Source organism: Neobacillus niacini, from assembly GCF_023715415.1.
Lineage (GTDB): Bacteria > Bacillota > Bacilli > Bacillales > Cytobacillaceae > Neobacillus > Neobacillus niacini_C.
Genome location: NZ_JAMBOB010000001.1, coordinates 463,060 through 489,631, shown reverse-complemented (window position 1 = coordinate 489,631; position 26,572 = coordinate 463,060). Strand labels below are relative to the sequence as shown.

26 protein-coding genes are annotated in these 26,572 nt (G+C 36.1%); 21 read left to right on the top strand and 5 right to left on the bottom strand.

Annotated features, from left to right (window positions below; genetic code table 11):
* The first annotated feature begins 129 nt into the window (after positions 1–129).
* Complete coding sequence (locus M3189_RS02310) at positions 130–324, top strand: IDEAL domain-containing protein (protein WP_251631497.1); 195 nt, start codon at positions 130–132, stop codon at positions 322–324.
* A 147-nt stretch (positions 325–471) separates the two neighbouring features.
* On the top strand, positions 472–1,053 hold the full coding sequence (pabA, locus tag M3189_RS02305) for an aminodeoxychorismate/anthranilate synthase component II (protein ID WP_251631495.1): 582 nt from the start codon (positions 472–474) through the stop codon (positions 1,051–1,053).
* Between the two features lie 38 nt (positions 1,054–1,091).
* Here the strand turns inward: pabA and M3189_RS02300 are convergent, their stop codons facing one another.
* Entirely contained in the window at positions 1,092–1,673 is a 582-nt protein-coding gene (locus M3189_RS02300; RefSeq protein WP_251631493.1) for a hypothetical protein, read from the bottom strand.
* Between the two features lie 283 nt (positions 1,674–1,956).
* On the opposite strand from M3189_RS02300, the gene M3189_RS02295 reads away from it, so the two are divergent.
* Entirely contained in the window at positions 1,957–2,559 is a 603-nt protein-coding gene (locus M3189_RS02295) for a hypothetical protein (RefSeq protein WP_251631491.1), read from the top strand.
* Positions 2,560–2,583: 24 nt separating this feature from the next.
* Here the strand turns inward: M3189_RS02295 and M3189_RS02290 are convergent, their stop codons facing one another.
* The gene (locus M3189_RS02290) at positions 2,584–3,222 is read right to left on the bottom strand and encodes a YczE/YyaS/YitT family protein (protein WP_251631489.1); all 639 of its coding nucleotides are present in this window, start codon (positions 3,220–3,222) and stop codon (positions 2,584–2,586) included.
* Between the two features lie 211 nt (positions 3,223–3,433).
* Between M3189_RS02290 and M3189_RS02285 the strand changes: the two genes are divergently transcribed.
* The 6 genes from M3189_RS02285 (at position 3,434) to M3189_RS02260 (ending at position 13,048) form a co-directional block, all read left to right on the top strand.
* Positions 3,434–3,883 carry a CoxG family protein gene (locus M3189_RS02285; RefSeq protein WP_251631487.1) on the top strand — a complete coding sequence of 150 codons (450 nt, stop codon included), beginning with the start codon at positions 3,434–3,436 and terminating at the stop codon, positions 3,881–3,883.
* A gap of 137 nt (positions 3,884–4,020) precedes the next feature.
* Positions 4,021–6,783: a phosphoenolpyruvate carboxylase gene (gene ppc / locus M3189_RS02280; RefSeq protein ID WP_251631485.1), complete on the top strand. Its 2,763-nt coding sequence runs from the start codon at positions 4,021–4,023 to the stop codon at positions 6,781–6,783.
* Between the two features lie 231 nt (positions 6,784–7,014).
* Entirely contained in the window at positions 7,015–9,618 is a 2,604-nt protein-coding gene (gene adhE / locus M3189_RS02275; RefSeq protein ID WP_251631483.1) for a bifunctional acetaldehyde-CoA/alcohol dehydrogenase, read from the top strand.
* 224 nt (positions 9,619–9,842) lie between these two features.
* Positions 9,843–11,477: a long-chain-fatty-acid--CoA ligase gene (locus M3189_RS02270; RefSeq protein ID WP_251631481.1), complete on the top strand. Its 1,635-nt coding sequence runs from the start codon at positions 9,843–9,845 to the stop codon at positions 11,475–11,477.
* Positions 11,478–11,593: 116 nt separating this feature from the next.
* Positions 11,594–12,319, top strand: coding sequence for a hypothetical protein (locus tag M3189_RS02265; protein WP_251631479.1), 726 nt, complete (start codon positions 11,594–11,596; stop codon positions 12,317–12,319).
* A gap of 18 nt (positions 12,320–12,337) precedes the next feature.
* Positions 12,338–13,048, top strand: a complete 711-nt coding sequence (locus M3189_RS02260) for a hypothetical protein (protein ID WP_251631478.1) — start codon at positions 12,338–12,340, stop codon at positions 13,046–13,048.
* A 243-nt stretch (positions 13,049–13,291) separates the two neighbouring features.
* On the opposite strand, the gene M3189_RS02255 is transcribed toward M3189_RS02260, so the two are convergent.
* The gene (locus tag M3189_RS02255) at positions 13,292–14,074 is read right to left on the bottom strand and encodes an alpha/beta fold hydrolase (protein ID WP_251631476.1); all 783 of its coding nucleotides are present in this window, start codon (positions 14,072–14,074) and stop codon (positions 13,292–13,294) included.
* Between the two features lie 150 nt (positions 14,075–14,224).
* Between M3189_RS02255 and phaQ the strand changes: the two genes are divergently transcribed.
* The 12 genes from phaQ (at position 14,225) to M3189_RS02195 (ending at position 24,251) form a co-directional block, all read left to right on the top strand.
* Positions 14,225–14,662, top strand: a complete 438-nt coding sequence (gene phaQ / locus M3189_RS02250) for a poly-beta-hydroxybutyrate-responsive repressor (RefSeq protein ID WP_095249710.1) — start codon at positions 14,225–14,227, stop codon at positions 14,660–14,662.
* Entirely contained in the window at positions 14,643–15,257 is a 615-nt protein-coding gene (locus M3189_RS02245) for a hypothetical protein (protein ID WP_251631474.1), read from the top strand. The genes phaQ and M3189_RS02245 overlap by 20 nt, the downstream gene beginning before the upstream one ends.
* Positions 15,258–15,510: 253 nt before the next feature.
* Positions 15,511–16,731 carry a PcsB-like coiled-coil domain-containing protein gene (locus M3189_RS02240; protein WP_251631472.1) on the top strand — a complete coding sequence of 407 codons (1,221 nt, stop codon included), beginning with the start codon at positions 15,511–15,513 and terminating at the stop codon, positions 16,729–16,731.
* A 140-nt stretch (positions 16,732–16,871) separates the two neighbouring features.
* Positions 16,872–17,705 (top strand): undecaprenyl-diphosphate phosphatase, encoded by an 834-nt coding sequence (locus tag M3189_RS02235; RefSeq protein WP_251631470.1) that lies wholly within the window; start codon positions 16,872–16,874, stop codon positions 17,703–17,705.
* A 102-nt stretch (positions 17,706–17,807) separates the two neighbouring features.
* Positions 17,808–18,053 (top strand): hypothetical protein, encoded by a 246-nt coding sequence (locus tag M3189_RS02230; protein WP_251631468.1) that lies wholly within the window; start codon positions 17,808–17,810, stop codon positions 18,051–18,053.
* Positions 18,050–19,219 carry a GerAB/ArcD/ProY family transporter gene (locus M3189_RS02225; protein WP_251631466.1) on the top strand — a complete coding sequence of 390 codons (1,170 nt, stop codon included), beginning with the start codon at positions 18,050–18,052 and terminating at the stop codon, positions 19,217–19,219. The genes M3189_RS02230 and M3189_RS02225 overlap by 4 nt, the downstream gene beginning before the upstream one ends.
* On the top strand, positions 19,167–20,771 hold the full coding sequence (locus M3189_RS02220; RefSeq protein ID WP_251631464.1) for a spore germination protein: 1,605 nt from the start codon (positions 19,167–19,169) through the stop codon (positions 20,769–20,771). The genes M3189_RS02225 and M3189_RS02220 overlap by 53 nt, the downstream gene beginning before the upstream one ends.
* Positions 20,768–21,961, top strand: a complete 1,194-nt coding sequence (locus M3189_RS02215; protein WP_251631462.1) for a Ger(x)C family spore germination protein — start codon at positions 20,768–20,770, stop codon at positions 21,959–21,961. The genes M3189_RS02220 and M3189_RS02215 overlap by 4 nt, the downstream gene beginning before the upstream one ends.
* 234 nt (positions 21,962–22,195) lie before the next feature.
* The gene (locus M3189_RS02210) at positions 22,196–23,416 is read left to right on the top strand and encodes an ATP-grasp domain-containing protein (RefSeq protein ID WP_251631460.1); all 1,221 of its coding nucleotides are present in this window, start codon (positions 22,196–22,198) and stop codon (positions 23,414–23,416) included.
* Between the two features lie 22 nt (positions 23,417–23,438).
* The gene (locus M3189_RS02205; RefSeq protein ID WP_251631457.1) at positions 23,439–23,864 is read left to right on the top strand and encodes a CotY/CotZ family spore coat protein; all 426 of its coding nucleotides are present in this window, start codon (positions 23,439–23,441) and stop codon (positions 23,862–23,864) included.
* A 120-nt stretch (positions 23,865–23,984) separates the two neighbouring features.
* Positions 23,985–24,077: a YjcZ family sporulation protein gene (locus M3189_RS02200; RefSeq protein ID WP_095252056.1), complete on the top strand. Its 93-nt coding sequence runs from the start codon at positions 23,985–23,987 to the stop codon at positions 24,075–24,077.
* Positions 24,078–24,110: 33 nt separating this feature from the next.
* A complete protein-coding gene (locus tag M3189_RS02195; RefSeq protein WP_251631455.1) occupies positions 24,111–24,251 on the top strand; it encodes a YjcZ family sporulation protein in 141 nt (46 codons plus the stop codon).
* 25 nt (positions 24,252–24,276) lie between these two features.
* Here M3189_RS02195 and M3189_RS02190 read toward each other — a convergent pair whose 3' ends face one another.
* Positions 24,277–24,684 carry a YkvA family protein gene (locus M3189_RS02190; RefSeq protein ID WP_251631453.1) on the bottom strand — a complete coding sequence of 136 codons (408 nt, stop codon included), beginning with the start codon at positions 24,682–24,684 and terminating at the stop codon, positions 24,277–24,279.
* Between the two features lie 33 nt (positions 24,685–24,717).
* Positions 24,718–26,484, bottom strand: coding sequence for an AAA family ATPase (locus M3189_RS02185; RefSeq protein ID WP_251631451.1), 1,767 nt, complete (start codon positions 26,482–26,484; stop codon positions 24,718–24,720).
* Positions 26,485–26,572 lie beyond the last annotated feature (88 nt).

The window sequence follows — 26,572 nt, the reverse complement described above, 5'->3', positions numbered from 1 at the left end:
ATTAAATTTTTCTTAAATTAACGCAGTAAAAAGGGGTGGAAAAAATTTCTTTTAATAATAATAAATAAAATGTTTGAATTTTTAGATAATTAACAGTATAATAAAAAAAAGCTCAAGGAGTTGATTTCCATGGAAAAGAGATTATTAAATTCACCACAACAAACAGATGAAAACAACGATTCTGCAATTGCTGAAATGTTTTTAAACCATGCTTTGATTGAATTTAGAAGAGATGTGCTCCGTAAGGAAATCGACCTCTCCTTACAAGAAAGAAATAAGGAAGCTTTCCTCAAGTTATCTGAGGAGTTAAAGAAAATTTCATAGCAAAAGTTACCTAACAGACTTTATTAATATTGGAAGCCCTTTTCATACTCGAAAGGGCTTCTTTTGTTTTTAAAATTCATGTATGATGGATAAAAAGCAAAAAACTAATAAAGAAATGAATGGTCAAAGGGAAATGGGTGAACATCAGTGATTTTCATGGTGGATAATTATGATTCTTTTACCTTTAACCTAGTTCAATACCTAGGGGAGTTAGGAGAAGAATTAGTCATACAGCGAAACGACCAAACAACCTTAAATGAAATAAAAATGCTCAATCCTGAGTTTTTAATGATATCTCCTGGTCCTGGTAATCCCAATGAAGCAGGAATTAGCCTTGAGGCTATAAAGGCATTCTCAGGGGTTATTCCAATCCTGGGTGTCTGCCTTGGGCACCAGGCAATTGCTCAGGCTTATATGGGTGATGTTGTTGCTGCTGAGCAATTAATGCATGGAAAAACCTCTGATATTTTCCATGATGAAAAAACAATATTTAGAGGCTTGCCGAATCCATTTCCGGCAACAAGGTATCACTCCTTAATAGTGCAAAGGGAGACGCTGCCAAGCTGTTTTGAGATATCTGCTTGGACGAAGAAGGGGGAAATTATGGCGATACGTCATAAAGAACTCCCGCTTGAAGGTGTTCAATTTCACCCTGAATCAATATTAACGATTGGGGGAAAACAGCTTCTCAAAAACTTTGTCCAATATTATGGAAAAGTAAAAGCCTAACGTAAAAAACCGGCGCCATGGTTTTATGGCTCCGGAATCTACTTCTGTTTTTCTTCTTTTTTATTGTTCATTAAATAAAAGGTAATCGGCTGGTCTGAACCAGTCATTAGGTTATAAACATAAGAAGAGGTAATTTTATATCCTTCATCAATCTTTTCAGCAAGGTAGTTGGTTCGTTCGAAAAGGATGGAGCGAATATGATTTAATTGACGAAAGATTTTCTCGGTTAATGCTTCTTGCTGGTCCAGCCGATTTAATACCCCCGTTTGAAATTCTTCTTGCTTACTAATTTTTTCGGATAATTGTTTTTGCAGTTCTTCTTGTGTTTTCAATAAATGGATAATTAATTCTTCATATTCTGTGTGTTTTTGATTACTTGATCTAAGTTCATTTAGTTGATTGACGATTTTATCCCAATTATTTGTCTGTACAACCTCTTGGCTCCGAAACTGGTGTTTTATTTCATGGATTTCCCGAAGTAATGAAACATTTGCGTGGTACTGTTCGTCTATTACATCTGAAAGATAATCCCTCCTCACCAACTTTTGGTGTGGTTCATGTATTTTCTTTTTATTTTTATAGACTCTTGGATGTTTACCATTGTTAATATATAATCCCATTTATTGCACCCCTTACATCAGTGAATGTAGTATTATATGCATGAAATGTTAAAAATGGGAAATTTTTATAATAAAACAGGAAAAATGTGTTTCTATGAGGAATTAAATCTAGTAAATAATAATATAAGAGCATAAAGTGGATAAGACTTAAGTCTTAGATAAAAATAATTCTCGGGATTGTGTAAGTCTGTAGACATACACGTTAAAATAAAATAAATGATATTCACTAAGGGATAGAATGAGAGAAATCCCTTCCTATAGAAAGATAAAGGGGGAATATAGGATGAGGAAGGTTTACGTACTTCTTACTGATACTGGGACGGTTTTAACAAAAATGATTAAACTATATACGAAGAAGCCGCATAATCATGCTTCCATCGCATTAGATGACCAATTATGGGATGTCTATAGTTTTGGAAGAAAAAGACCTCGCAATCCTTTCCTAGCTGGTTTTGTCAGAGAAAATATTCGTGGTGGAATATTTCGCAATGCTGATTGTGCGATTTATTGTTGTACAATCTCAGAAAAACAGTATGATGCAATTTGTCAAAAAATTAAGGAAATTGAGAAAAATAAGGGTGAATATCGCTATAATCTTTTAGGTTTATTTGCTGTTATGTTCAATTGGGAATTAGATCGGAAAAATGCATTCTTTTGTTCCCATTTCGTTGCAGCACTTCTTGAGGAATCAGGAGTAAAAATCAATAAACAAAAGCCGCTATCACTTGTTACGCCAGATGACATAAAAGAATCAGCCTCACTAGAATTAGTCTATGAAGGAAAATTGTCAGCCTATTTTGAAGAGGAAAATGAACATGAAATAAACGAAATACCTCATCAAAAATATTATCACGATTTCAGTACCGATAGAGTAGAAGTTATCTAGTAAAAATGAGAGAAGATGTATTTTTTATAAATACAGGTCTTCTCTCATTTGTTTATTCTTATTTTTATACATTTCAATTAAGCTATTAAAGAGGCTCAAAGACCTTTGGAATACTGGACTCTGGATAAATGTATAGAGGAAGGTCGCAATAAATACTGGTCCTCCTAATATAAAGCCAAAAATTAAGACAAAACTCTCAACCAGGATACGTGCTTGACTTACGGATAATTTAGTCTTATTTGAAATTGAAAGCATAAAGCCATCTCTTGGTCCTGCACCAAGACCTGCAGCCACATACATTCCCCCGCCAATACCAGCAATGACAATGGCACAGAATACTATAAGATAATCACCCCAAGAATGAGTTGGTTCAGGTAAAAAATCCAACCATAGAAAAAAGTCCATAATGGGCCCAATTAAAAGGGCATTCAAGAAAGTCCCAATTCTAATATACTTTCTTGCAGTAAAAAAAGAGATGATAACCAGTAATAGTCCGCAGACTACTCCCCAAGTCCCAATAGTAAGTCCAAAATGTTGATATAAAGCCACATTTAAGACCTCCCAGGGATGTAAACCAACATGTTTCACCTTTACGGCTATCGCATTACCCAAGCCAAAAAAGGTCAATCCCAATATAAATATTGAATACCGAATTGCTTTCACTTACACGTTACCTCCGAATTATTAATCAGTCAATTATTCTAAATCTTAAAAGATGTGTATCTGATAATCAACCATTTTCAGAATTTAAAGTAAAAGGAATTTTTACAACATCAATTCATTCTTCTATAAAACCACTATTTATCATATATATATTTAAAAAAGACCTTCAGCATTGAAGGTCTTTTACATTTTAGACGAAAGAGGGATACCAATGCCTAGCGAACTGCAACAAATAGAATTAGCTATCCCCATAAACGTGATTTGGGACTTCATTCGAGATGCAAATAATTGGGCACCACTTGTGCCTGGTTATATACAGCATGAACAAATTAATGACAATATAATAACATGGGAATTCAAAAGTGACCTTGGCATAATGAAAAAAAAGGTTAGTCTGGTTATTGATATTAAAGAGTGGAACGAACCAACTCGAGTAACCTTTGAATTAAGGCGAACGAATGAAAAGTATATTGGTGAGGGGTATTTTGAAGCACAAGCACTAAATAGAAATAAGACATTGTTGACAGGTTTTCTTGAAATTAATGCGAGTGGGGCACTAGGTTCATTGGCAAATTCGCTTCTTAAAAATGCGATTCCCAAATCTACGGATGAAGTGGCATCAGCCATCTCTTTGAAACTTGAAGAGTTTAACAAAAGATGATAAATTGCAGGAACAATCCGAAAAATCCGGGTTGTTTTTTTTTATTATTTAAAAAACTTCTAACATGAGGCGAAAAGATATGTTATATTAATAAATAAAAAATTTAGTCAATTAACTAGTACAGGGAAGGTGAAAGCATGAATACAGAATTGAAGATGAATGACAGCAGTCTTCCACTTCGTCGCGATGTTAAATTACTTGGACAAATACTTGGTGAAATCCTTGTGAATCATGGTGGAACTGAACTATTAGATAAAGTGGAAAAAATTAGAATGACATGTAAAACACTTAGAATCCACTTTGATCAAGACATTTATGCTGAATTAAAACAAGAAATTACAAACTTGAGCAGCCCGATGAGAAAACAGGTTATTCGAGCATTTTCGATGTATTTTCATTTGATAAACATTGCGGAACAAAATCACCGAATTCGTAGAAAAAGACAATATCATCTACAAGACGATACCATTGTTCAACCTGATTCCATTGAGAGTGCAATTCTATCTCTAAAGGAAAACAATATTGATGAAAAGATGATACAGGATGTCCTTAACAAATTGTCACTAGAGTTGGTTATTACAGCGCATCCTACAGAAGCTGCAAAACGTTCCATATTAGAAATTCAACAACGTATCGCTGGTATTTTAATGAAGCTGGATCATCCATTATTAACAACAAGAGAACGTCGAAAGCTTGAGGAAAGTTTGTTTAATGAAGTAACAATTCTCTGGCAGACTGATGAACTTCGCCATACCAAGCCGACAGTATTGGATGAGGTACGAAATGGACTATATTATTTTGATCAGACATTATTTGAAGTTCTTCCAGAAATTCATCGGGAAGTTGAAGATTGCTTAGAGAAAAACTTTTCAACTAAAAATTGGGATGTTCCTAACTTTCTTAAATTTGGTTCATGGATTGGCGGCGACAGGGATGGTAATCCAAACGTTACGCCAGAAATCACATGGGAGACGTTACATAAGCAGCGGAAGCTTGTCTTAAAAAAATATAAAAACGTCCTTGTCGATTTAATGAAACGCTACAGCCATTCCACAACTAGAGTGGAAGTCAGTCAAGAACTAATTCAATCCTTAGAGGAAGAAGAAAACAAATATTTAACCGAAGATAAGAAATGGCCAATTACAACAGAAGTATATCGTCGTAAATTCGCCATAATCATCGAACGTTTAAAACAAGTTGGTAAATCTGAATTAGGCTATCTTTCTTCGGAAGAATTATTAGAAGATTTGTTTTTAGTTAAAAGAAGCTTAAATAAACATCATCCCGCAGCACATGAGTTAAAAACAATCCAAAAATTAATACGTCAGGTACAGCTATTCGGGTTCCATCTCGCTACACTTGATATTCGCAATCATAGCGGTGAGCATGAGGCAGCCATTACAGAGATATTGCGTAAAGTACGAATTTCTGATAATTATGCGGAACTATCTGAAGACGAAAAGATAAGAACGTTAGAAAATACGTTAATGGATCCTCGACCACTTCTGCTGCTAAATGAAGATTATACACCTGAAACACAACAAATGATTCAGGTATTCCAAATGATAAAAGATGCTCAGAAGGAATTTGGCGTACGTGCGATATCCGTTTATCTTGTCAGTATGACTAAATCGCCTAGTGACCTACTTGAAGTACTTGTTTTGGCAAAAGAAGCTGGGATCTATAGATTACATGCTGATGGGACGATTGAAAGTCAATTAAATGTCGCACCATTACTTGAAACGATTGATGATTTATCTGCCGGACCTAAAATTATGGAAACCTTGTTCAAAATGTCTCTATATCGTAATCATTTGAAGGTAATGAATGACCAACAGGAAATTATGCTGGGTTATTCAGATGGCAGTAAGGACGGCGGTACATTAACCGCAAATTGGAAGCTATATAAAGCCCAGCTCGAGATTCATGAAATGGCAAAAAAGTACCATATTGGATTGAAGTTTTTCCATGGCCGAGGGGGTTCACTAGGACGTGGAGGCGGCCCATTAAATAAAAGTCTACTTTCACAGCCGGCAGAAACAATTGGTGATGGAGTGAAAATTACCGAGCAGGGTGAAGTGCTATCATCTCGTTATTTGCTTGAAGATATCGCTTATAGGAGCTTAGAACAGGCTACTTCTACTTTAATGCTGGCAGCAGCGCATGTTTCAAAAGAAGCAGAACATGGAAATTTGAGGGATGAATCGTGGGAGTTAGCTATTGAAGAGATTTCCAGCATATCACTAAAGAAGTATCAATCGCTTGTTTTTGGTGATTCAGACTTTTTAACCTATTTTAATGAAGCAACACCATTAAGAGAGCTTGGTGACTTAAATATAGGCTCAAGACCAATGAGTAGAAAGAATCGCGGTCGATTTGAGGATTTGAGAGCTATTCCTTGGGTTTTTGCTTGGACACAAAGCAGGCAGCTGCTCCCAGCCTGGTATGCAGCAGGATCTGGTTTAGAAAGCTTTGCATCACAAAGTGACCAAAATTTACAACAGTTACAGCAAATGTACGAAAAATGGCCATTTTTCCGCTCAACGATTGATAATCTCCAAATGGCTCTGATGAAAGCAGATATCACAACGGCTAAGGAATATTTATCACTAGTAGAGGATCAGAAAATTGCTGAGCGAATTTTTTCAAATATCCTTGAAGAATATGAAAGAACAAAAGCTATTCTTCTCAAAATAACTCAAGATAAAGAATTGCTTGATCATACACCTAACATTAAGGACTCAATCTATCGAAGAAATCCTTATGTCGATCCGTTAAACTTTTTGCAGGTCGAATTAATTAAACAATTAAGGAAACAGGACGAGCCTTCCGAAGAATTAATCACTGAAGTACTTCTTACCATAAGTGGAATATCAGCTGGATTACGTAATACTGGTTGATTTAATTTCAAGCCGCATCCCAGACTAAGGGATGCGGTTTTATTTATATAAGAGAAGGTGAAGATAATTAGTGAACAATTTGTGAATTTTTCAAAAATGAATGGGCATTCATTCATTTTTGAACGTAATTCGACAAATTTTGCGTTGTTTACCATGATATATTTTAGCCAGAATAGGTTAATGGGAGTAAAAAAATTCCCACTTAAAAAGATTGATTTGGAGGGATAGGCAATGGCAGTTGAAGAAAAAGTAGTTCAGGAAAAGCAAAATGTTGCAGCGGGGATAGATTTCTTAGCAAGAAATGGTGTAAAGGCATTAGCTGAATTTCGATGCTACAATCAGGAGATGGTCGACGAGATTGTCAAGCAAATGGCTTATACTGCACTTGACCATCACAAAGACCTGGCAAAGCTTGCAGTTGAGGAAACAAGAAGAGGTGTATATGAGGATAAGGTTTTCAAAAATATGTTTGCGACTGAATATATCTACAACAACATAAGAGATATGAAAACAGTGGGAGTCATAAGTGAAAATGAGCATGAAGGCATGGTAGAGATGGCTGAGCCAGTGGGTGTCATTGCAGGCGTTATACCTATTACGAATCCAACATCCACCGTCATTTTTAAATCATTGATTTCGCTTAAAACCAGAAATCCCATTATATTTGCATTTCCGAAATATGCACAAAAATGCTGTGTTGAAACTGCAAAACTTCTTCGGGCTGCTGCATTAAAGGCAGGTGCACCAGAGAATTGCATCCAATGGATTGATATTCCCTCTCATGAAGCTTTTCAGACTTTGATGAAACATCCAAAAATATCTCTCATCTTGGCTACTGGGGGACCTAATTTGGTGAAAGCCGCATATAGTTCTGGAAAACCAGCACTTGGTGTAGGGGCAGGAAATGTTCCTTGTTATATTGAAAAAACAGCCAATATTAAACGAGCAGTAAACGACATTATTCTATCCAAAACCTTCGACAACGGAATGATTTGTGCCTCTGAACAAGCACTTATTATCGACAATGAGATTTATAATGAAGTAAAACTGGAAATGATCGATAACAATTGTTATTTCTTAAATAATGAAGAAAAACAAATGATTGAAAAGGCAGTGATAGATGAAAGGAATGCCTCTTTAAATCCGATGATTGTAGGATTACCAGCTTTTATGATTGCAAAAATGGCAGGAGTGGATGTACCTGTAAATACCAAAATATTAATTGCAGAATTAAAAGGGGTAGGAGCTAAATTCCCGCTTTCTTGTGAAAAATTAAGTCCTATTCTTGCCTGTTATAAAGTAAATAGTCTAGCTGAAGGGCTGCTAATCGCAGAAGAAACACTGGAATACGGTGGCCTTGGCCACTCTGCAGCTATTCATACAGCTGACCAAAATGTCATCGATACCTTTGCCATACGAATGAAGGCAGGAAGAATTATGGTTAATACACCTTCTACTCATGGGGCCATTGGTGATATTTATAACACATCTTTACCGTCCTTAACAATTGGGTGCGGAACATATGGAGGGAACTCGGTGTCTCAGAATGTCGGAGCAGAAAATCTAATGAACATTAAAAAAGTTGCAAAAAGGAGAAACATGACACAATGGTTTAAAGTTCCATCACAAATATTTTTTGAAAGAAACTCCATTCAAGTGCTCTCTTCTATTCCCGGGACTTCAAAGGTATTTATTGTAACGAGTTCAAGTCAAATGAAAAATGGATCAATTGATAAAGTACTTTACCAGTTGGAAAAGAATCCTTCCAATATCCAATACGAAGTTTTGTATGATATTGAAGCTGAACCAGATATTGAGGTGGTTCACAGAGGTGCAGAAAGGATGAGAAAATTCCAGCCAGACTGTTTAATCGCTCTTGGAGGCGGCTCTGTCATGGACGCTGTAAAAGCTATGTGGCTATTCTATGAGCATCCAGAAGCAGATTTTAATAGTTTAAAACAAAAATTCTTTGACCCTAGTAAAAGAGTGGTAAAATTCCCTTCACTTCGTGGGAAGGCTATTCTTGTTGCCATACCGACCACATCTGGAACAGGCTCTGAGGTAACCTCCTTCTCGGTTATATCGGATAAGAAGGCAAATATCAAATATCCGCTAGCAGATTTTCAACTAACACCAGATTTGGCTATTGTCGATCCTCAGTTTGTAATGACTGTTCCTAAGCATGTTACGGCAGATACGGGAATAGATGTTTTAACACATGCTATTGAGGCATATGTTTCTGTGCTTGCCAATGATTTTACAGATGGATTGGCTTTAAAAGCAATTCAATTAGTTTTTGATTATTTACCAAAGGCTTACCGTGATGGAAAAGATGAGCTTGCCCGAGAAAAGATGCACAACGCATCAACAATTGCTGGTATGGCATTTGCAAATTCATTCTTAGGAATTAACCATAGCCTAGCACATGCACTTGGTGCTGAATTTAACATCGCTCATGGTCGTGCTAACGCAATTTTGCTGCCACATGTAATTCGTTATAATGCACAAAAGCCGAATAAATTCATGACTTATCCAAAATATGAACACTTTATAGCAGATCAGCGCTATGCTGAAATTGCTAAAATGCTTGGTCTGCCTGCAAAGACAACGGAAGAAGGGGTAGAGAGTCTAGTACAAGCAACCATGAAGCTTATTGTTGACTTGGAATTACCAATAAGCATAGAAGAGGTAGGTATAAGCAAAAGTGTATTTGAAGAAAAAATTAATAGTTTAGCAGAACATGCCTTTGATGATCAAGATACGATTGCAAACCCAAAACAACCCCTTGTAACAGAGCTGGCAACTATCTATCGACAGGCATATAAAGGCTTCTAAAAATTTGTAGTAATTCCGAAAGTTGTGTGAACAAGGGTTAATCTTTCGACAAAAAACACCAATCTTCTTTGTGTACTGTTGTTTAAACCGTTATAGGCAATTTGTAAATACCATCCATTACTTGTAAAGTGTGGAAAAATGTCGATTTGGGTATATTTACAAATACCTTCTTTAAAACAATAATTTAAGTGGATAATAACTTGATTGAATTAGGAGAGGATTGTATGGTTTATTCGCAAAAGCCGTGGTTAAAGTTTTATGATCCAAGAATTAATAATGAGGTATCAGTAGACTATGATTCGTTATTTGATCTTTTGCAGCAAGCTGCAACTATTCACGGGGAAAAACCTGCTCTTACTTTCTATGAAAGGTCATGGAGTTACAAAGAAACAAGAGCAATTTCAGAATGGCTGGCTGCTTCCTTGTATCGCATTGGTTTCAAAAAGGGTGATAGAGTAGGTATCATGCTGCCTAACTGCCCTCATTATATTTTTAGCTTATTTGCAGCATTCCGCTTGGGTGGAATTGCGGTTCAAGTTAATCCTATGTATGTCGAAAGAGAAATTGAATATGCCCTAAACGATTCTGAGGCAAGCTATATGGTGGTATTTGAAGCATTCTATCAAAAGGTAAAGGAAGTTCAGCCAAAAACTTCTTTGAAGAAAATAATAGTAGTTGGTTTTGGCGGAAGCAGGGTAAGCCTTGCTGAAGGTGATATTTACTTTGATGACTTTCTTACACATGATAATGTGATTCCTGATATTCCAATAAACATAGAAGAAGATGTGGCTATTCTACAATATACTGGCGGAACAACTGGAGTTTCCAAAGGGGTAATGCTGACCCATCAGAATCTTCTTGCTAATATTATTCAAGTTTGTGATTTTACCTATAATGCTGTTGATGAGAAACCAGAAAATTTTAAAATCATCAGTGTTCTCCCAATGTTTCACGTCTATGGATTATCATGCAATGCACTTTCAGCGATACGGATTGGTTGTAACCAATTAATTCTTCCCCGTTTCGAAGTGAATGAATTAATCGAAATAATTAATAGAGAGAAACCATTCCAGGTGACTGCAGTCCCAACGATGATATTTGCATTAAACAGTCACCCACAATTGGAAGAAAGTGCAATTAAGGACATTTTCTATTTTAATAGTGGTGGTGCACCACTCCCTGTAGAACAAGTGAAATCTTTTGAAAAACGTGCAGGAATAAGACTTGCAGATGGCTATGGACTTTCAGAAACAGCTCCTTCAGCTATTTCTACACCGCCATTTCTTCCTCGTAAACTAGGAAGTGTAGGAATTCCTATCCCAGGGACAGAAGCACGGATTGTTAAAGAGACTGAAGATGGATATGTAAATGTACCTGTCGGTGAAGCAGGTGAGTTAATTCTACGCGGTCCACAAGTAATGAAGGGTTACTGGAAACGTCCTAGTGACACTCAATTAGTAATTAGAGACGGCTGGCTCTTTACAGGTGATATTGCCAAAATGGATGAAGATGGATATTTCTATATATTAGATCGCAAAAAGGACATGATTATTGCAAGCGGATACAATGTATACCCTCGTGAAATTGAGGAAATTATTTATCAGCATGCTGCAGTTGAAGAAGCAATTGTAGTTGGAAAACCTGACTCCTATCGAGGAGAAACAGTTAAGGCATATGTGAAAGTGAAAGGTGGTGCAAATGTTACACCAGAGCAATTGATAGAATATCTAAAGCAAAATCTAGCTCCTTATAAAGTACCAAAAGAGATAGAATTTCTTGCGGAGCTGCCTAAGTCTTCTGTAGGTAAACTATTAAGGAGAATGCTTCGTCAAGAAGAAAATAAAAAGATTTATTCATAAGAAACTTTAAGCATCACAATCCATCCTATTACACAAATCTTCGTAGAACACATCAAGAAACCTTCCATGACACAACACGTTTATTTACCTTAATAATGAATAAGGGGGAGAAATAAATGCCTGATAAAAAAGAATCCAATCCAAAGATTTCCGAAACACCAAAAACGACTAAAAGGAGACGAAACTCTGTGGATAATCCTAAAGTTGAAAATGAAGTTATAGAAAATGAGGGAACAGAACCCATTCTAGAATCAAAGGAACAGGAGCCAATCCTTGTGGAGGAAGATCAATATTCATCCCTGGACCTTCTCTGGAACCATGCATTTCGGGAGTTAGACCAATGGGCGAAAAAAGCCGATTTTCGTGATGATGTGTTTTTGAAAGAAGCAATGTATTTTGCTGAAAGTATAAAACGAAATCAGGAGAATATTAAATCTGTAAGAGAACAGTTCAACAAAGAATTTGGAAATTGGGAGAGAACTGCAAGAGAGGAATTTTTAATGTCAACTACAGTTCTTCAGCATATTTTCCCGAAAATATCCTATGAAGATATTAATCAGCAAATTGACCAAATTCAAAGTAGAACAGCTTCAATTTTGAACGCACCACTTCAAAAGGTGGTAAATAATCAAATGATGGATCAATATCTACAAATGGCTGAGCAATATATTTCTCTTAGGAAGAATGCAAGAATGCAATATATAAAAACTTTAAAACAAGCTGCCTCTCTTATATATGAAAGTCAAAAAGGCTTCGTTAACCTTTTGACCGGTCAATTAAAAACGGTGATATTTCCTCTAAATAAATATATGGAACCAGCAGAAGAAGTCACAAAATCATAAGAATAAGGATGATGAAGAATGGCAAACAAAAAGATGTATAATCCGTACGAAGGTTTTAAACAGATTAGTGAGATGTGGGAAAAACAAATAAACGGTCTATTCTTTATGGCTGCAGATAATAATGAATTTGTTCGTTTAGCCAATACCGGCTTAGGTGTTCACTCGCGTAACATGGAACTTTTAAGGAAAAATCAAGAGCTTATGGCTGGTATTATGAATATCCCTACCAAAAAGGATGTTGCTAATGTTGCCAATCTTTCAATACAAGCGGAAGGAAAAATGGATATCTTAGAAGAACGGATTTGGAAATTACAGGAGGGTCTTAGTGAAATAAATAAAGAAAATCTAGCATTGTTTCAAGAAATGGTAAGTATGGTTAAACAAATGCAAGTAGAATTCCAAAGAACCATTCAAGAAGTATCTGAATTGAAAACAATGAAGGATGACTTTCAAGAAATACGCAAGGATTTAGTAGACATAAAAATTATTCAAGTTAACCTTCGTAATGTTAGAGAGGAACTTGAGGAAATAAAAGAAACACAGAAGGAAATCTTGAAAATGGAAAGTCGTGATGAGAGTAAAACCATTCACACTGATTTAGAGGAAGTAAAAGTTGGATTAGGTCAATTAACAGAAATCAAAAACGAATTAGCTTTATTAAAGGGGCTTGTGGGTAAAGAAAATCAAAAAGGCAAGACGAAAGAAAAAGAATTAGTTACAACTGTTTAATTAAAAGGCTGTGTTTATGGATACTGTTGATTTAAGAACCTGTTGATTGGAGAGGAGGGCGCTCGACTCCTGCGGGACGAACGAGCTGAGTGAGACCCCGCAGGAGCGAAGCTGCGAGGAGGCTCACGGGCGAGCCCGCGGAAAGCGTAGCGCCTGGAGCGCAAATCAACAGCCAAGTTTAACACAGCCAATTAAAAAACGTGTTAATAGAGGGAAGGACCCCCATCCTTCCCTCTCAATAAATCAAGCAGCAGCCTTATGCCGGTTTAAGAACTTTCTTAGCAGAAGATTAAACCGGTTTGTTGCTTCTAACTTTGCTAAATGCCCCGAATTTCGCATAATGATAAATTCTGAATGAGGAATCAGCTTGTGCATGCAATATTGAATCCAAACAGGTAAAACCGAGTCATATTGACAGCCAATGATAAGTGTTGGAACTTTTATCGAAGGTAATAAAGAAATATTGTTTACTTGAAAACAAGCTTTTAGAGATTTTAAAAAGATGTTACGTTTCGGCTGAAAATATTGTTTAAAGTGATTCATATTCTCCTCTGACCAAGAATAGAGGCTCATATGTGCTGCTGTTTCTTTTAGTTCATTATCCGTCGCAGCGGCACCTAATCTTATTTTCTTAAAATTTAATAACGGTTTTCTGAGTTTATTTGGGAAAAAGTGGAATGTACTGATCAACATGAGAGAGCGTACTAGGTGGGGGGCTTGACGATAAATTTCTTGAGCAACTGCACCGCCCATTGACAAGCCTAAAATGTTAGCGTTTTCAATTTTTAATTCGTTTAATAAAGCAATAACATCTGAAGCGAAATTTGGAATAGATATCCCTTCGGTTTTGGTACATTCACCATGACCGCGCAAATCAGGAATTATTAACTCATACTGATCAGCTAATTCAAATTGTGAATGCCACCCTTCCTTCACTTCACCTAATCCATGAATTAGAACTACTGGTTCACCCTTGCCAAAATGTAAATATGGCATCCCCAACATACTTACCTTAGATTGGTTCAATTTGACACCACCTTCAATTTTTTATTAAACTTTATTACCAACATACGAAAATTGTAAACGTGATGTTACCCCATATAATAACATTTATTTGTCGAGTTGACAAAATATTACTCATAGGTGTAAAATACATATAGGTGAGGTGATATAAAAATGGTAAATCAAGAGAATCAATCTGTCAATCCTTCAAAAAACTTTGTTCTGCCATTTATTCTATTGCTTCTTAGCAGAATGTCTCTTCACGGATATGAGCTAAGCCAGAAATTACAAACATTTGGGTTTAAAACGATTGATCAGGGAAATCTCTACAGACTGTTAAGACAGCTAGAAAAGGAAGAACTAGTATCATCTGAGTGGGATACAAATGGCAGTGGCCCTGCCAAAAGAAGATATTCCATAACAAAAGCTGGTATTACATACTTAAAAGGCTATGCCAATCAACTAGAATCGTACCAATCGATGCTAGACCAATTCTTCACAATGTATTCAAGTTTCCTTGAGCTCTATATTCCTTCATTTCAAAAGAAGGATTCGATAGAGAAAGTAAACAGTAAAAAGAGGAGGAAAGACGATGGCACAGAAAAAGAGTGAAAGTGTTCTTGCAGTTGAAGAAAAAATGATACCAGCTGCAGAAGAAACTAAGAATGAAGGTTTATTTGTAGATACACTATGGAATCAGTATGAGCAATCACTTGAACGGGCAAGACAATTGCGTGAAAACCGTGAAGATGCATATGTGAACGCTCTAAAGGAAGTCATTAAGTTCAACAAGCAATATAGAAAGTCACTTGGTGACCTCTATAATCAAACTAAAATAACAAACAAAGAAGTTGTATCTGGATTGATGGAGCAAGTGAATACTCGCAGGGAACAGCTCAACAAAGACGAAGAAAAAGTTGAAGCAGAAATGATGAATGAAAGGGTAGAGCTTAAAGAGCAACTTAAAGAGGTATCGAATCAATTAGAGAACCTGGCTCTCACTCCAATCAAATCTGTATTCCAAATTATTGACCAGTTAGAAGATAATTTCGAAAAGAGTACTGAAGCTAACATTGACTATGCACGTGAACGTAGAAATGCTTGGCAGCAAGTTACCAATGAGTATGTTAAAATGGCTAGAAGTACTCATAATGAGATTGTAAATCGTGGTAAAAATAGTGTTAAAGAGCTTTTTAAAACAAATTAAAGATGTTACCCATTAATTAGCAGATCAAACAAATTGGTCTGCTTCTTTATGTTTATCATTGAACATTTGTTTAAGTCATTCTGATACATAAATTTAATATTACTATTATTAGTTTGACAAGATTTCATGCTATACTTCTAGATGAAACTGAATAGGATAAAAATGGGTATATAGGATTATTTATGGTAATTTAACAAACTAATAAATATATAGTTTTACATAACCGGAAAAATTTACTATGTTGCGATTTGTGATGAAGGAAAGCAGGGGAAAAGAATTGAAAAAGAAGATTATAGCTTTTTGTTCAATAATTACGTTTGGAAGTCCAACTGTATTACTTCAAGTAGAAGCCGAAGAAAATGATAACCAGCAAGTAGTAATAGAGGAAAATAAAAATCATGAGGTTATAGACGAACAGCGTTCCAGGATTCAATTAGAAATTCTTAAAGGGAATGTAGAGCTTAATCAAGTAAAAGAAGAAATTAAACAAATTAATGAGCAAATCAACCGGGTAGAGCAAGCTATCATTGATAATAATAATATTATTCTCGAAACGGAGAACAAAATAAAAGTTTTTCAAATGGAAATACAGGACCTAGATTCAGAGATTGAATACTTAAACGAAAAAGTAAAAAAGCGTAATGAAATCTTAAAAAAGCGTGCTCTCACTCTTCAGGAAAATGGTGGAAAGGTAAATTATCTTGATGTTTTACTTGGTGCCTCAAGTTTTAAGGATTTTGTGGGACGCATGGGTGCTGTCGCCTCTTTTGTTGAAGCAGACCAATCAATTATAGAGCAGTATGAATTGGATAAACAGGATATTCAGAAGAAGCAAGATTTGGTACAAGATAAATTAACAGAGCTTCAGAGTATGAAAGTGGAATTAGAAGGAATGCAGGCACAAATTCTAGAACAAAAACAACAAAATGAATGGTTAAGATTAGAATTAAAGAAAAAAGAGCAAATTACACTTGCAGAACAGGCAGAGTTAATGCAACAGGATTCTGCACTTACCACGATGTATAATCTTTCCGATATTGATCCAAACCAAATACTAAATGATTCGATGTTGTTAACAAATGAAACTATTAAAAGTCTAATTTCAGAAGGAATTAAGTATATAGGGAATTCGGTTTATGTATTTGGCGGTGGTCGAAATGAACATGATATTGCAAATGGAAGATTTGATTGTTCCGCTTTTGTCAGTTGGGCGTACTCCCAGGTGGAAATTAAAATTGGTGCTAGTACGGAAGTCTTGAAAAATACTGGAACACCTATCGTAGTAGAGGAAATGCTTCCAGGAGACCTTGTATTTTTTGATACCTATAAAAAAGATGGTCATGTCGGAATTTATCTAGGTGCAGGAAAGTTCTTGGGATCACAAAGTTCGACAGGCGTCGCAATTGCAGATATGACAACTGGTTACTGGCTAGAGAAATTTAACGGGCGAGTTAATCGCATTATTTTACAATAAAAAAGCGAGGCTAGCATAGCCTCGCTTCTGTTTGTGTTAAATAATATTTGCTAAAGACAATGGATATTGAGTACAATTAAAAGGTTATTCCATGTCCTTAAATATATTAACAGTAGATAAAGTTAGGAGTAGTTATGTAAATGGAGTTATTATTGATTATTAAAGCAATTATCTTAGGTTTTGTAGAAGGTTTAACAGAATTTGCCCCTGTATCTTCAACCGGGCATATGATTATCGTTGATGATATGTGGCTGAAGTCCGAAGCGTTTTTAGGAAAGTATGGAGCGAATACTTTCAAAGTAGTCATCCAGCTAGGTTCCATTTTAGCAGTTGTGGTGACATTTAAAGATAGGATCATTGACCTGTTAGGGATGGGTCGAATAAAAAGTAAGCTATCTGAACAAAGTGGCAATCGTTTAAAACTATCTCAAGTAATTGTTGGATTAATTCCAGCTGGAATCTTTGGGGTACTGCTTGAAGACTATATAGATGAGTATTTATTTTCGACTGAAACTGTTCTAATAGGTTTAGTAATTGGTGCCATCTTCATGATAATTGCAGATCGCTTTGGTCCAAAAACACCAAAAGTTCAAACTGTTGACCAGATTACGTATAAACAAGCACTAACAATTGGTCTCATTCAATGCTTATCATTGTGGCCAGGTTTTTCTCGTTCCGGTTCGACTATTTCAGGTGGTGTTCTATTAGGTTTAAGCCATCGGGCGGCAGCTGATTTTACATTTATAATGGCAGTACCTATTATGGCAGGTGCCAGTTTTCTTTCCTTATTAAAAAACTGGCAGTATATGACGATGGATGCACTCCCATTTTTTATTGCGGGATTTATTAGTGCTTTTGTTTTTGCATTAATATCAATTCGATTCTTCTTAAAGTTAATCGATAAAATTAAGCTCGTACCCTTTGCGATTTATCGGATTCTGTTAGCTTTAATAATTTTTCTAGTGTATTTTTAAGTAAAGTGAACCAACAACAAAAAGTTGTTGGTTCTTTTGTTGGATAAAAACAGATGTTTTTTGGAAACATAAGGTAAAGACGGTGATGGGGTTTTCCTATATATGGTAACATTTGCTTTTATTTTACTCGTAATTTTATTAACTATACTTATTGCCCTTTTTGATATGAGTCTATTTGAATTCTCCTTTTTTGAAGCAATGAAAAATATTTTATATTCAGAAATTGCTATTGGCAGATATATAGCCTTGTTTGGGGCTGTTTTGGGTTTGATTTCAAGTGTAATCATCGATTTTCGTATCCATCGTTCAAAAAAAGAGAGCAATGCAGATGAGAGGACACAAGGATGAAAATAGAAAAGGAGAATATATCCTTAAGTCAGCTGTTAACACTGTTAATAAATTTTTTACTTGGCAGTGCGATTGTCGTTGGAGTGGGTGGAGATGCGAAAAATGATGCCTGGTTAGCTATATTACTTGGTGGATTAATAGGAATAGGTATCATTACATTTTTTCATTTCTTCATATATCGCTTTCCAGACAAAAATATGTTTCAAGTTTTTGAATTTTGCATTGGCAGAAAGATTACCATTGTTTGTACACTTATTTACATTGTTTATTATCTTTATATATCCAGCAGAGTCATTAGAGACTTTGGAGAGTTAATGGCTACTGCCATTTTACCGAATTCTCCGATTGAAATGATGTCCTTAACCTTTTGTCTTTTAATGGGCTATATTTTGTATTTGGGAATTGAAGTCCTAGCCCGGACATCTGAAATTTTTACACCTTATCTTTTCGGTTTTTTTTTATTGTTGGCAATCTTCTTATTTGCCAGTGGCAGCCTAGAGTTTAAGCAGTTGCAGCCTATCCTAGGCGAGGGAGTAATGCCTGTTATTAAAACTGCTTTTACTGAATTAGCGTTTTTTCCATATGGAGAAATGATTGCCTTTAGTGTCATTTATGCTAGTTTAACCAATAAAAAATATAGTCTTCGGGTTTCGATAGTGGGTGTGGGTACGGCAACCCTTATACTTAGCGTTTCGGCCATCCTTATGATTGTTTCCCTTGGTGCTGATTCCGTTGCACGCTCTAACTTTCCCCTGTTAAGTACGGCAAGATTAGTCTCAATTGGGAATTTTATTGAGAGACTTGATGCATTGGTTGTATTTATAATCATGTTAGGTGTCTTTATCAAAGGTTCCTTGTTTTTTTATGCTGGTTTAAAAGGTTTGGAGTATATTTTTAAGCTGCCTTATCGGTATTTTGCCATCCCAATCTCAATGATTATTTCTTTATTTTCAATTTTAGTGTCCGTTGATTTTGCTGACCACATCCAAGAAGGCATTAAAATGGTTCCTTATTACCTGCACTTTCCATTCCAAGTTGTACTTCCTTTGATACTATTTCTATTGGTGATGTGGAAACAACGGAAAATAAAATCGAAAAGGAAAGGAGAACAGGATGGCACCGAGCAGACCAAATCGTCGTTTATTAAAGAAACCAATAAAAATTGAAGATAAATTAAGGAACACTGAAAAAAAAGTGGAAGAGAAAAAGGAAAGTTTTGATTTAACCGTTGAAACGCTGCCATCAGAAGTGATTAATGCTTTTGGAAATTCAGCAGATATTAAGATGATTGAAGGTATAATATCAGAAAGGAACGTCAAAATCCTTTTTTTGGAAAGTATGGTTGATTCAACAAGTCTTAAGGAGACTACATCAAAATTTTTATCTTCAATCTCCCCAATCGGTGAATATTTAAAAAATATTGATGAATTATCAGCTTATTGTAAAGGAATTTTTGGTGGAGCAAGCTATAAAATTGTCAGTTCAAAAGATGAATCGATACATGAAATTATTAATGGGAGCGTTGTTATTGTTGTAGAACATATAGACAAAGCACTAGCTGTTAACATAATGAATGGAGAAAAAAGGTCAGTTGCAGAACCGACTTCACAAACAGTAATTAGAGGACCGAAGGATGCGTTTATTGAATCCATTTCGACAAATGTCAGCCTCATTAGAAGGAGGATACGCAACAAAAATCTTCGTTTTGAACAATATACGATTGGAGAAGATACTCAAACCACTGTTTATTTAGGATTTTTTAAAGGGATTGCGAACGAGGCAATTATACAGGAAGTTCGAAATAGATTAAAGAAAATAAAGGTTAGTGCCATTTTTGAGAGTGGCAATATTGAGGAGTTAATAGCTGATAAAACATTCACATTGTTTCCGTTGGCACTTAATACAGAACGTCCAGACACCGTTGCAGCCAATTTAATGGAAGGGAAAATGGTCATTCTCATAGATGGCACGCCATTTGCCTTAATTGTGCCTGCCGTTTTTGTAAACTTCTTTGAAAGTCCAGAGGATTATTATCAGTCTTTTTTCTTAGGAAGCTTTTTGAGGATGATTCGATATCTTTCGTTCATGATTGCGCTGCTAACACCATCTATTTATGTAGGTGTTTTAACTTATCATCATGAATTATTGCCAACTACTTTACTATTAAGCGTTATTGCACAGCGTGAGGGGATTCCATTCCCGGCCGTCGTTGAAGTATTGGTGATGGAAATCACATTTGAGATATTAAGAGAAGCCGGGGTCAGGATGCCGCGAGTTGTCGGCCAAATGGTTTCGATTGTGGGTGCATTGGTAATTGGCCAGGCAGCAGCAGAAGCTGGGATTATATCAAATATAATGATTATTATTGTTTCAATCACGGCAATTGCTAATTTTGTATCCCCGATTTACAGTTTTGCAACAGCCTCCAGATTATTGCGCTTTTTATTAATCTTTTTTGCGGCAATTTTAGGCTTATATGGGGTATTACTTGTTCTGGTGGCTATGGTTGCCCATTTAGCAGCATTACGTTCGTTTGGAGTGCCTTATTTAGCACCCATAGCACCTTTTATTATTGAGGACCAAAAGGATGTGTTTGTCAGGTTTCCATTCTGGAACATGAAAAAAAGACCGAAATATATAAGAAGCGAATCTGAACAAAAGGTATTTTCGGCTTCTCCTCCTTCCCCCTCTTCAATGAAGGGTGGGAACACTAGTTGAGACTTAAAAGCGTTGTAATAGTAATCGCAATAGTTACGCTATTGACTGGGTGCTGGGATCATCGTGAAATATCAGAAATAACTGTTGTGGTTGGCATGGCAGTTGATAAGGGTGATGATGATAAATTCACATTAACTATAGAAGGGATAAACGCCAAGGAATTGAGTGATAAAACGGCTTCTGGATTTGCTCCATCTGTTGTTTTTTCACTAAAAGGGGATACTTTGGCTGAATTATCCCAGAAAATGAATATTGGCATTTCAAAGAATTTAATATTCTCACATATGAAGGTGCTTGTCATTGGGGAGAGTGTTCTAAGGGAAGGCATATTAGATTTTATTGATTTCTTGGAAAGAAATCGTGAAATTAGGGATGACTTTAACATTGTTACAGCAAGACATGTAAAAGCAGCAGATATCCTAAAGGTAACTTTTTTAGTGCAAAAGTCATCTTCTCTAAAACTTCATACACAATTAAATTCTTTCGTAGAAAGTTGGGGAGGAGACCCAGATATCCGGTTAAACGATTTCATTCAAGCCTATACCTCTGCTGGAAAAAGGGGAGTGTTGGCCGCACTAACTATTAATGGTGACCCCAAAAAAGGGGGCAGTGTTGATAATATGAAAAAGGGTGCACCAGATGCGATGGTGGTGGTTGATTCAATGGCCATATTAAAAAAAGATAAGCTTCTAGATTTCCTGCCACTTAAGGATACTAGAAATTACTTGTGGTTAATAAATAAATTAGAAAAAACAGTAGTTACCGTGGAATGTAGTAAAAATAAATTCCTTGGTGTTCGTATATTCAATACTGTAACAAAATCAAAAGGAAGTCTAGTTAAGGGCAGAGCAATAATAAATCTTAAGATAAGGGCTGAAGCTTATTTAGATAGCACCCAGTGTAAAGATGATGATCTAACACAAATTAAAACTTTTAAGAAATTTGGAAAGTTAACGGATAAACAAATTAAAAAGGATCTTGAAACTACTATAAAAAAGCTTCAACAAAATTATGAGGCCGATATTTTTGGCTTCGGAGAAATACTTTTCCGCCAAGATTATAATAATTTCAAACGAATCGAAAAGCAGTGGGATGAATATTTCAAAGAAGCCATCGTCAATGTTGATGTAAATGTCAAAATAAGAAGATCCGGTATCCGGACAAAGAGCCCTTTTAGTGAGAAAAAGTAAGTTTTGTAAACCATATTTTTAAGGATTACTACCTTAAGAATATGGTTTATTTTCTTTCTCAACACTTGTCCATACTTTTTTTTACAGGCAACTGTCACACATTAAATTTATTGGTCAAATAACTGTTTGTACATAATGAACTAGCCTACACCAACTATCTTAAAAAAGAATATTTTATTGTAACAGATAAACTATCACAAAAAAGATGCTGAAAATCTTTGGTGGGTGCAATAAATGAAATCAATTGTTTTTTTAGGGACGAACAAAACAGGATCGAGTTATGAAGGAATAAAAGCAGCAAAAGGACTAGGTTACGAGACAATCCTTTTAACGAATCGCACTATTTTTATTGAGGAAAGGGAGGATTATAAAGAAATAGATGATATACGGCTCATTGATATGTCGGACAATGATGAAATATTCTTAGCAATAACTGACCTTATAAATGATGGAAAAAGTGTCGACTGTTTTATTAGCTTTTTAGATGAGTATGTTTATTTGGCTGCATTGCTCACTAATATAATTTGTCATACGCCACTCACGTTTGAACCACTGGAAATTATGGCCGATAAAATATTAACGAGAAGATTTTTAGATGGAAAGAGTTATACTCCTTTTTTTAAGGTGCTAAGTTCGCCGGAAGCTATCGATAATGAGGTAAGTGAGTTAAAAGACCAATTTCCACTAATTATTAAATCACCACAATCAAATGGTTCAAAGGATGTATTATTGGTCGAAAATATTTGGGAATGTAAGAGGGGTGTGAAACAACTTCAAAGAAAAAATCCTGAATTACCTATATTAATTGAGGAATATCTTGTGGGGCCGCAATATTTGATTGAAGTAATTGTTTTTCATTCAACCATCACAATTGTGGCAATTGTTGAACAGGAAATAACAAAGGGCGACCGATTTATTATTACAGGTTATTCTATATGTCCTGAGTTGTCGTTGGAACAACTTCCGGGATTAAAAGAAACTGTCTATTCAATAGTAGAGGATTTTCAATTTCGAAATGGTACTTGCCATTTAGAAATGAAATTAACAAATAAAGGCTGGAAGCTAATTGAAATTAATCCGAGAATGGCAGGGGGAGCTATGAATCGGATGATTGAGGAAGCGTTTGGCGTTAATCTTGCAGAACAGACGGTAAAGTTGTTTGCAGGAAAAGAGCCAGATTTAATAAAAAGGCGAGAAAAAGCTATTTATGCACATTATTTAATCGTTAGCTCTATTGGGAAATTACTTAAAATATCGGGGTGTGAATCTGCTGAAGAACAAGCAGGTGTCATAGAGGTTTACACAAAAGCAGCAACTGGTCAAATTGTTACACCACCTCGATCAATGGGGCAACGTTATGGATATGTATTAGCAGCAGCTGATTCAAAAAGTCGAGCAAAGGAGTGCGCCATAAAGGGTGCAGAGCAAATTCAATTTTACCTACAGCCGATATAAATAATTGAAAGGAGGTTTGATTATGGGGGAACATCAGAAAAAAACATGTGTTTGTCATGATTTGCAACAACTATTAGAAGAACAAAAAAAATTATCATTTGACGATTTTCGATTTGTAAACGGTGATTTTGGATATGACACGATTCCGTTTATACTTTCAACGGGGAAATGTCAATTTGAGGCTTGGGGTTGGACAAATAATGGAGATTTTTTTACAACAACTTTTTTTAGATTAGAGGCAATAGATGAAAGGAAATGCTGTGCAACTTTATCTCTCCTAGAACCGGTAGACCTAGATGGCAATCCAGTAGAAATGTGCGACAATATCTTTTCGTTAAGATCTACAAGGAATTGTATTATTGTTGACCTCTCCTGCTTTACTTCATTACAGCCATTATCACCTAGATTAGTAAATCGTTTACTGCCAATTATTGATCCAAAGTGTTAAAAGCCCATATAGAATGGGCTTATTCTTTTTTTTGAAATGCGGGTTATTTATATATGTGTCTATCGCACATTTTTAGAGATATGAATAGGATATATGGAATTAAAAAAGGAGGTAATGTAAATGTCTGGTTCACATGGCGGGCTTGGCGCAGGCTTTGCTCTTATCGTTGTATTGTTCATTTTGTTAATTATTATCGGGGCTTCCTGGTGCTGAGATTACTATTAATTTAAAGAGGGGGTTATAAATATGCCTTATGGATATGGTTATGGCGGCGGATGTGGTGTTGGCGGTTATGGTTACGGCGGATGCGGATTTGGCGGCGGTTTTGCGCTAATCGTAGTTTTATTCATCCTATTGATTATCGTTGGAGCAGCTTGCTTTAGATAATTAGATGTAAAAGAAAGCCCTCTTATCAATCAAGAGGGCTTTTTGTTGTTGTTCTTTTCCAAATTTTAAATGCTTCAATTTCAACTGATAATTTTTTTAACGTAAAGCTAATCACTGCGGCGTCATCAAGGATACCTAAGCCAACCAGAAAATCGGGGACCACATCTAAAGGAGAAACGAAATACAGAATTGCCCCAATAATCGTTAAGATTGTAGCGGGGGAAACGTTACGATATTCCCCTTTTGAATATGCCTGAACTAAATCAAAAAAAAGTTGTAGTTTCCCCCAAGCCTCTCCTAAAGTACCTTTGTTATTTCTCGCCTTAAGGATTGCCTTCTTAAGTAAGCCCTCTGTCCTTTTGGGGTTATCAAGGTATCCCAGTGCACCTTCTTGGTGTTTTTTTGCTTCAAATTCAAGTTTTGCATCAACCATTTACATACACTTCCTTAAGTGAAATACATAAAGTTAGTGTACCTCAGGAACATTCATTTCATTTATGCGAAAAACATCATCATTTTTTTCTGAAGTTTTCCCATGGACAATTTCTTCAACCTCGAAGCCTTCAAGTGTTTCTTTCTTTAATAAGCTATCAACTAAATGCTGATACTGGGGATAATGACTCTTAATAAAATTTTCTGCTTTCTCTATTCCTTTTTCAAACAGTTCTTGCATTTTTGCTTCCTTATCCTGTTTGTTAAATGTAAGGGTGAAACCTCCTTGAAGCATACCAGTATCAACCATTTGTTCGATAATCTGCTTAGCTTGCTGAACGTCTCCACTTACACCTATACTATGTTCGCCAAGAAGCATTCTTTCGGCGACGCCGCCAGCTAGCACCATTGCGACTCTGTCTAATAGGTCGCTTGTTGTTGATAAATGAAGTTCTTTTGGTATTGGTGCCACATAACCGAGTGCCTCACCACGTGGAATAATGGTTGCTTTTCTAACTGAGCCTGGCTTTGTTAACGATGCAACAATAGCATGACCCGCTTCATGGATGGCTACACGACGCTTTGTGTCAAAATCCTGTAAAGAACGGGAAGTACTTCCTAATATGGTTCGGTCAAGAGCATAATCAAGATCGCCTTTTGTTAATACTTCCTGCCCGTTTCGTACTGCCCGTCTTGAGGCAGTTTCAAATAATGACTGCAGCTCCGCTCCTGAAAAGCCGGAGGTGCTTTCCGCTAGTCCATCTAAAGTGGCAACTACTTCATCGCTAAGTGCTTTACCTTTTGTATGAATACCAATAATTTCCCTTCTGCCTTTTGTATCAGGGAGTGGGACTTGGAAGGTGAAATCAATCCTTCCTGGTCGTAAAAATGCTTCATCAAGCATATCTTTTCTATTTGTGGCGGCAATAAACAATATACCATCATTTGAATGCCCGCCATCAAGCTGAACAAGCAGTTCTGTTAATGTTTTTTCAGCTTCTTCACCGCCATGGGCTTTTCGTCTCCCAGCTAGGGCATCTACTTCATCAATGAAGATGACAGCTGGACCTTGTTTTCTTGCAGTCTGGAACAAAGAGCGGACTCTGCTCGCGCCAACACCAACGAATAATTCATTAAAAGCAGAACCGCTGGCAGAGAAGAAAGCTGCATTTAGTTCATGGGCAATTGCTTGAGCTAATAATGTTTTTCCTGTACCTGGAGGTCCATATAAAAGAATCCCTTTTGGTGGTTTAATCCCCATTTGAATGGCCCTTTCAGGTTCTTTAAGTGTTGAAAGTGTTTGAAGGATTTCTTCCTTCATTTCTTCACCAATCCCACCAACGTCTTCTAAACTAATGGCAGGAAGTGGGCGTGCTTGTGAAACACTGCTTTTCATCGAGTTTGAAAGCCCGAAACCACCTTTTGTTTTTTGAAGTATTAGGGCTGTTGCAACAAGGACAAGCAATATACCACCCATAATCCACTTTCCAAATGCGCTGCTATTTGAAAAAGAGTAGTTTATATTATATTTTTCAACCAGCTTTTCAACCATTTGGCTATTTGGAGGGACATGTGATACGTATTTATGGTCACCCGCTTCAAGATGAAGGCTGCCATCTGAATATTGTTTTAGTGTAACTGATTTGCCATTTTGATTTTGAATTGTGTTTTCTACTGAAGAAAAAGGAATTTCTACTTTTTGATTTGTGGTTTGGATAATCCAAGTAATCCCAACTATTAATAGTATTAACGCTGTGATAAGCGGAATAATCTTTGAAACTAGCTTTTTACTTTGATTCAATTATTGTCATCTCCTTGTACAGAGTCTCATTCTATTATAAAAGGAAAATATCAAAAGGGGATGTGGGAATGGGTGGAAATGAATTTCC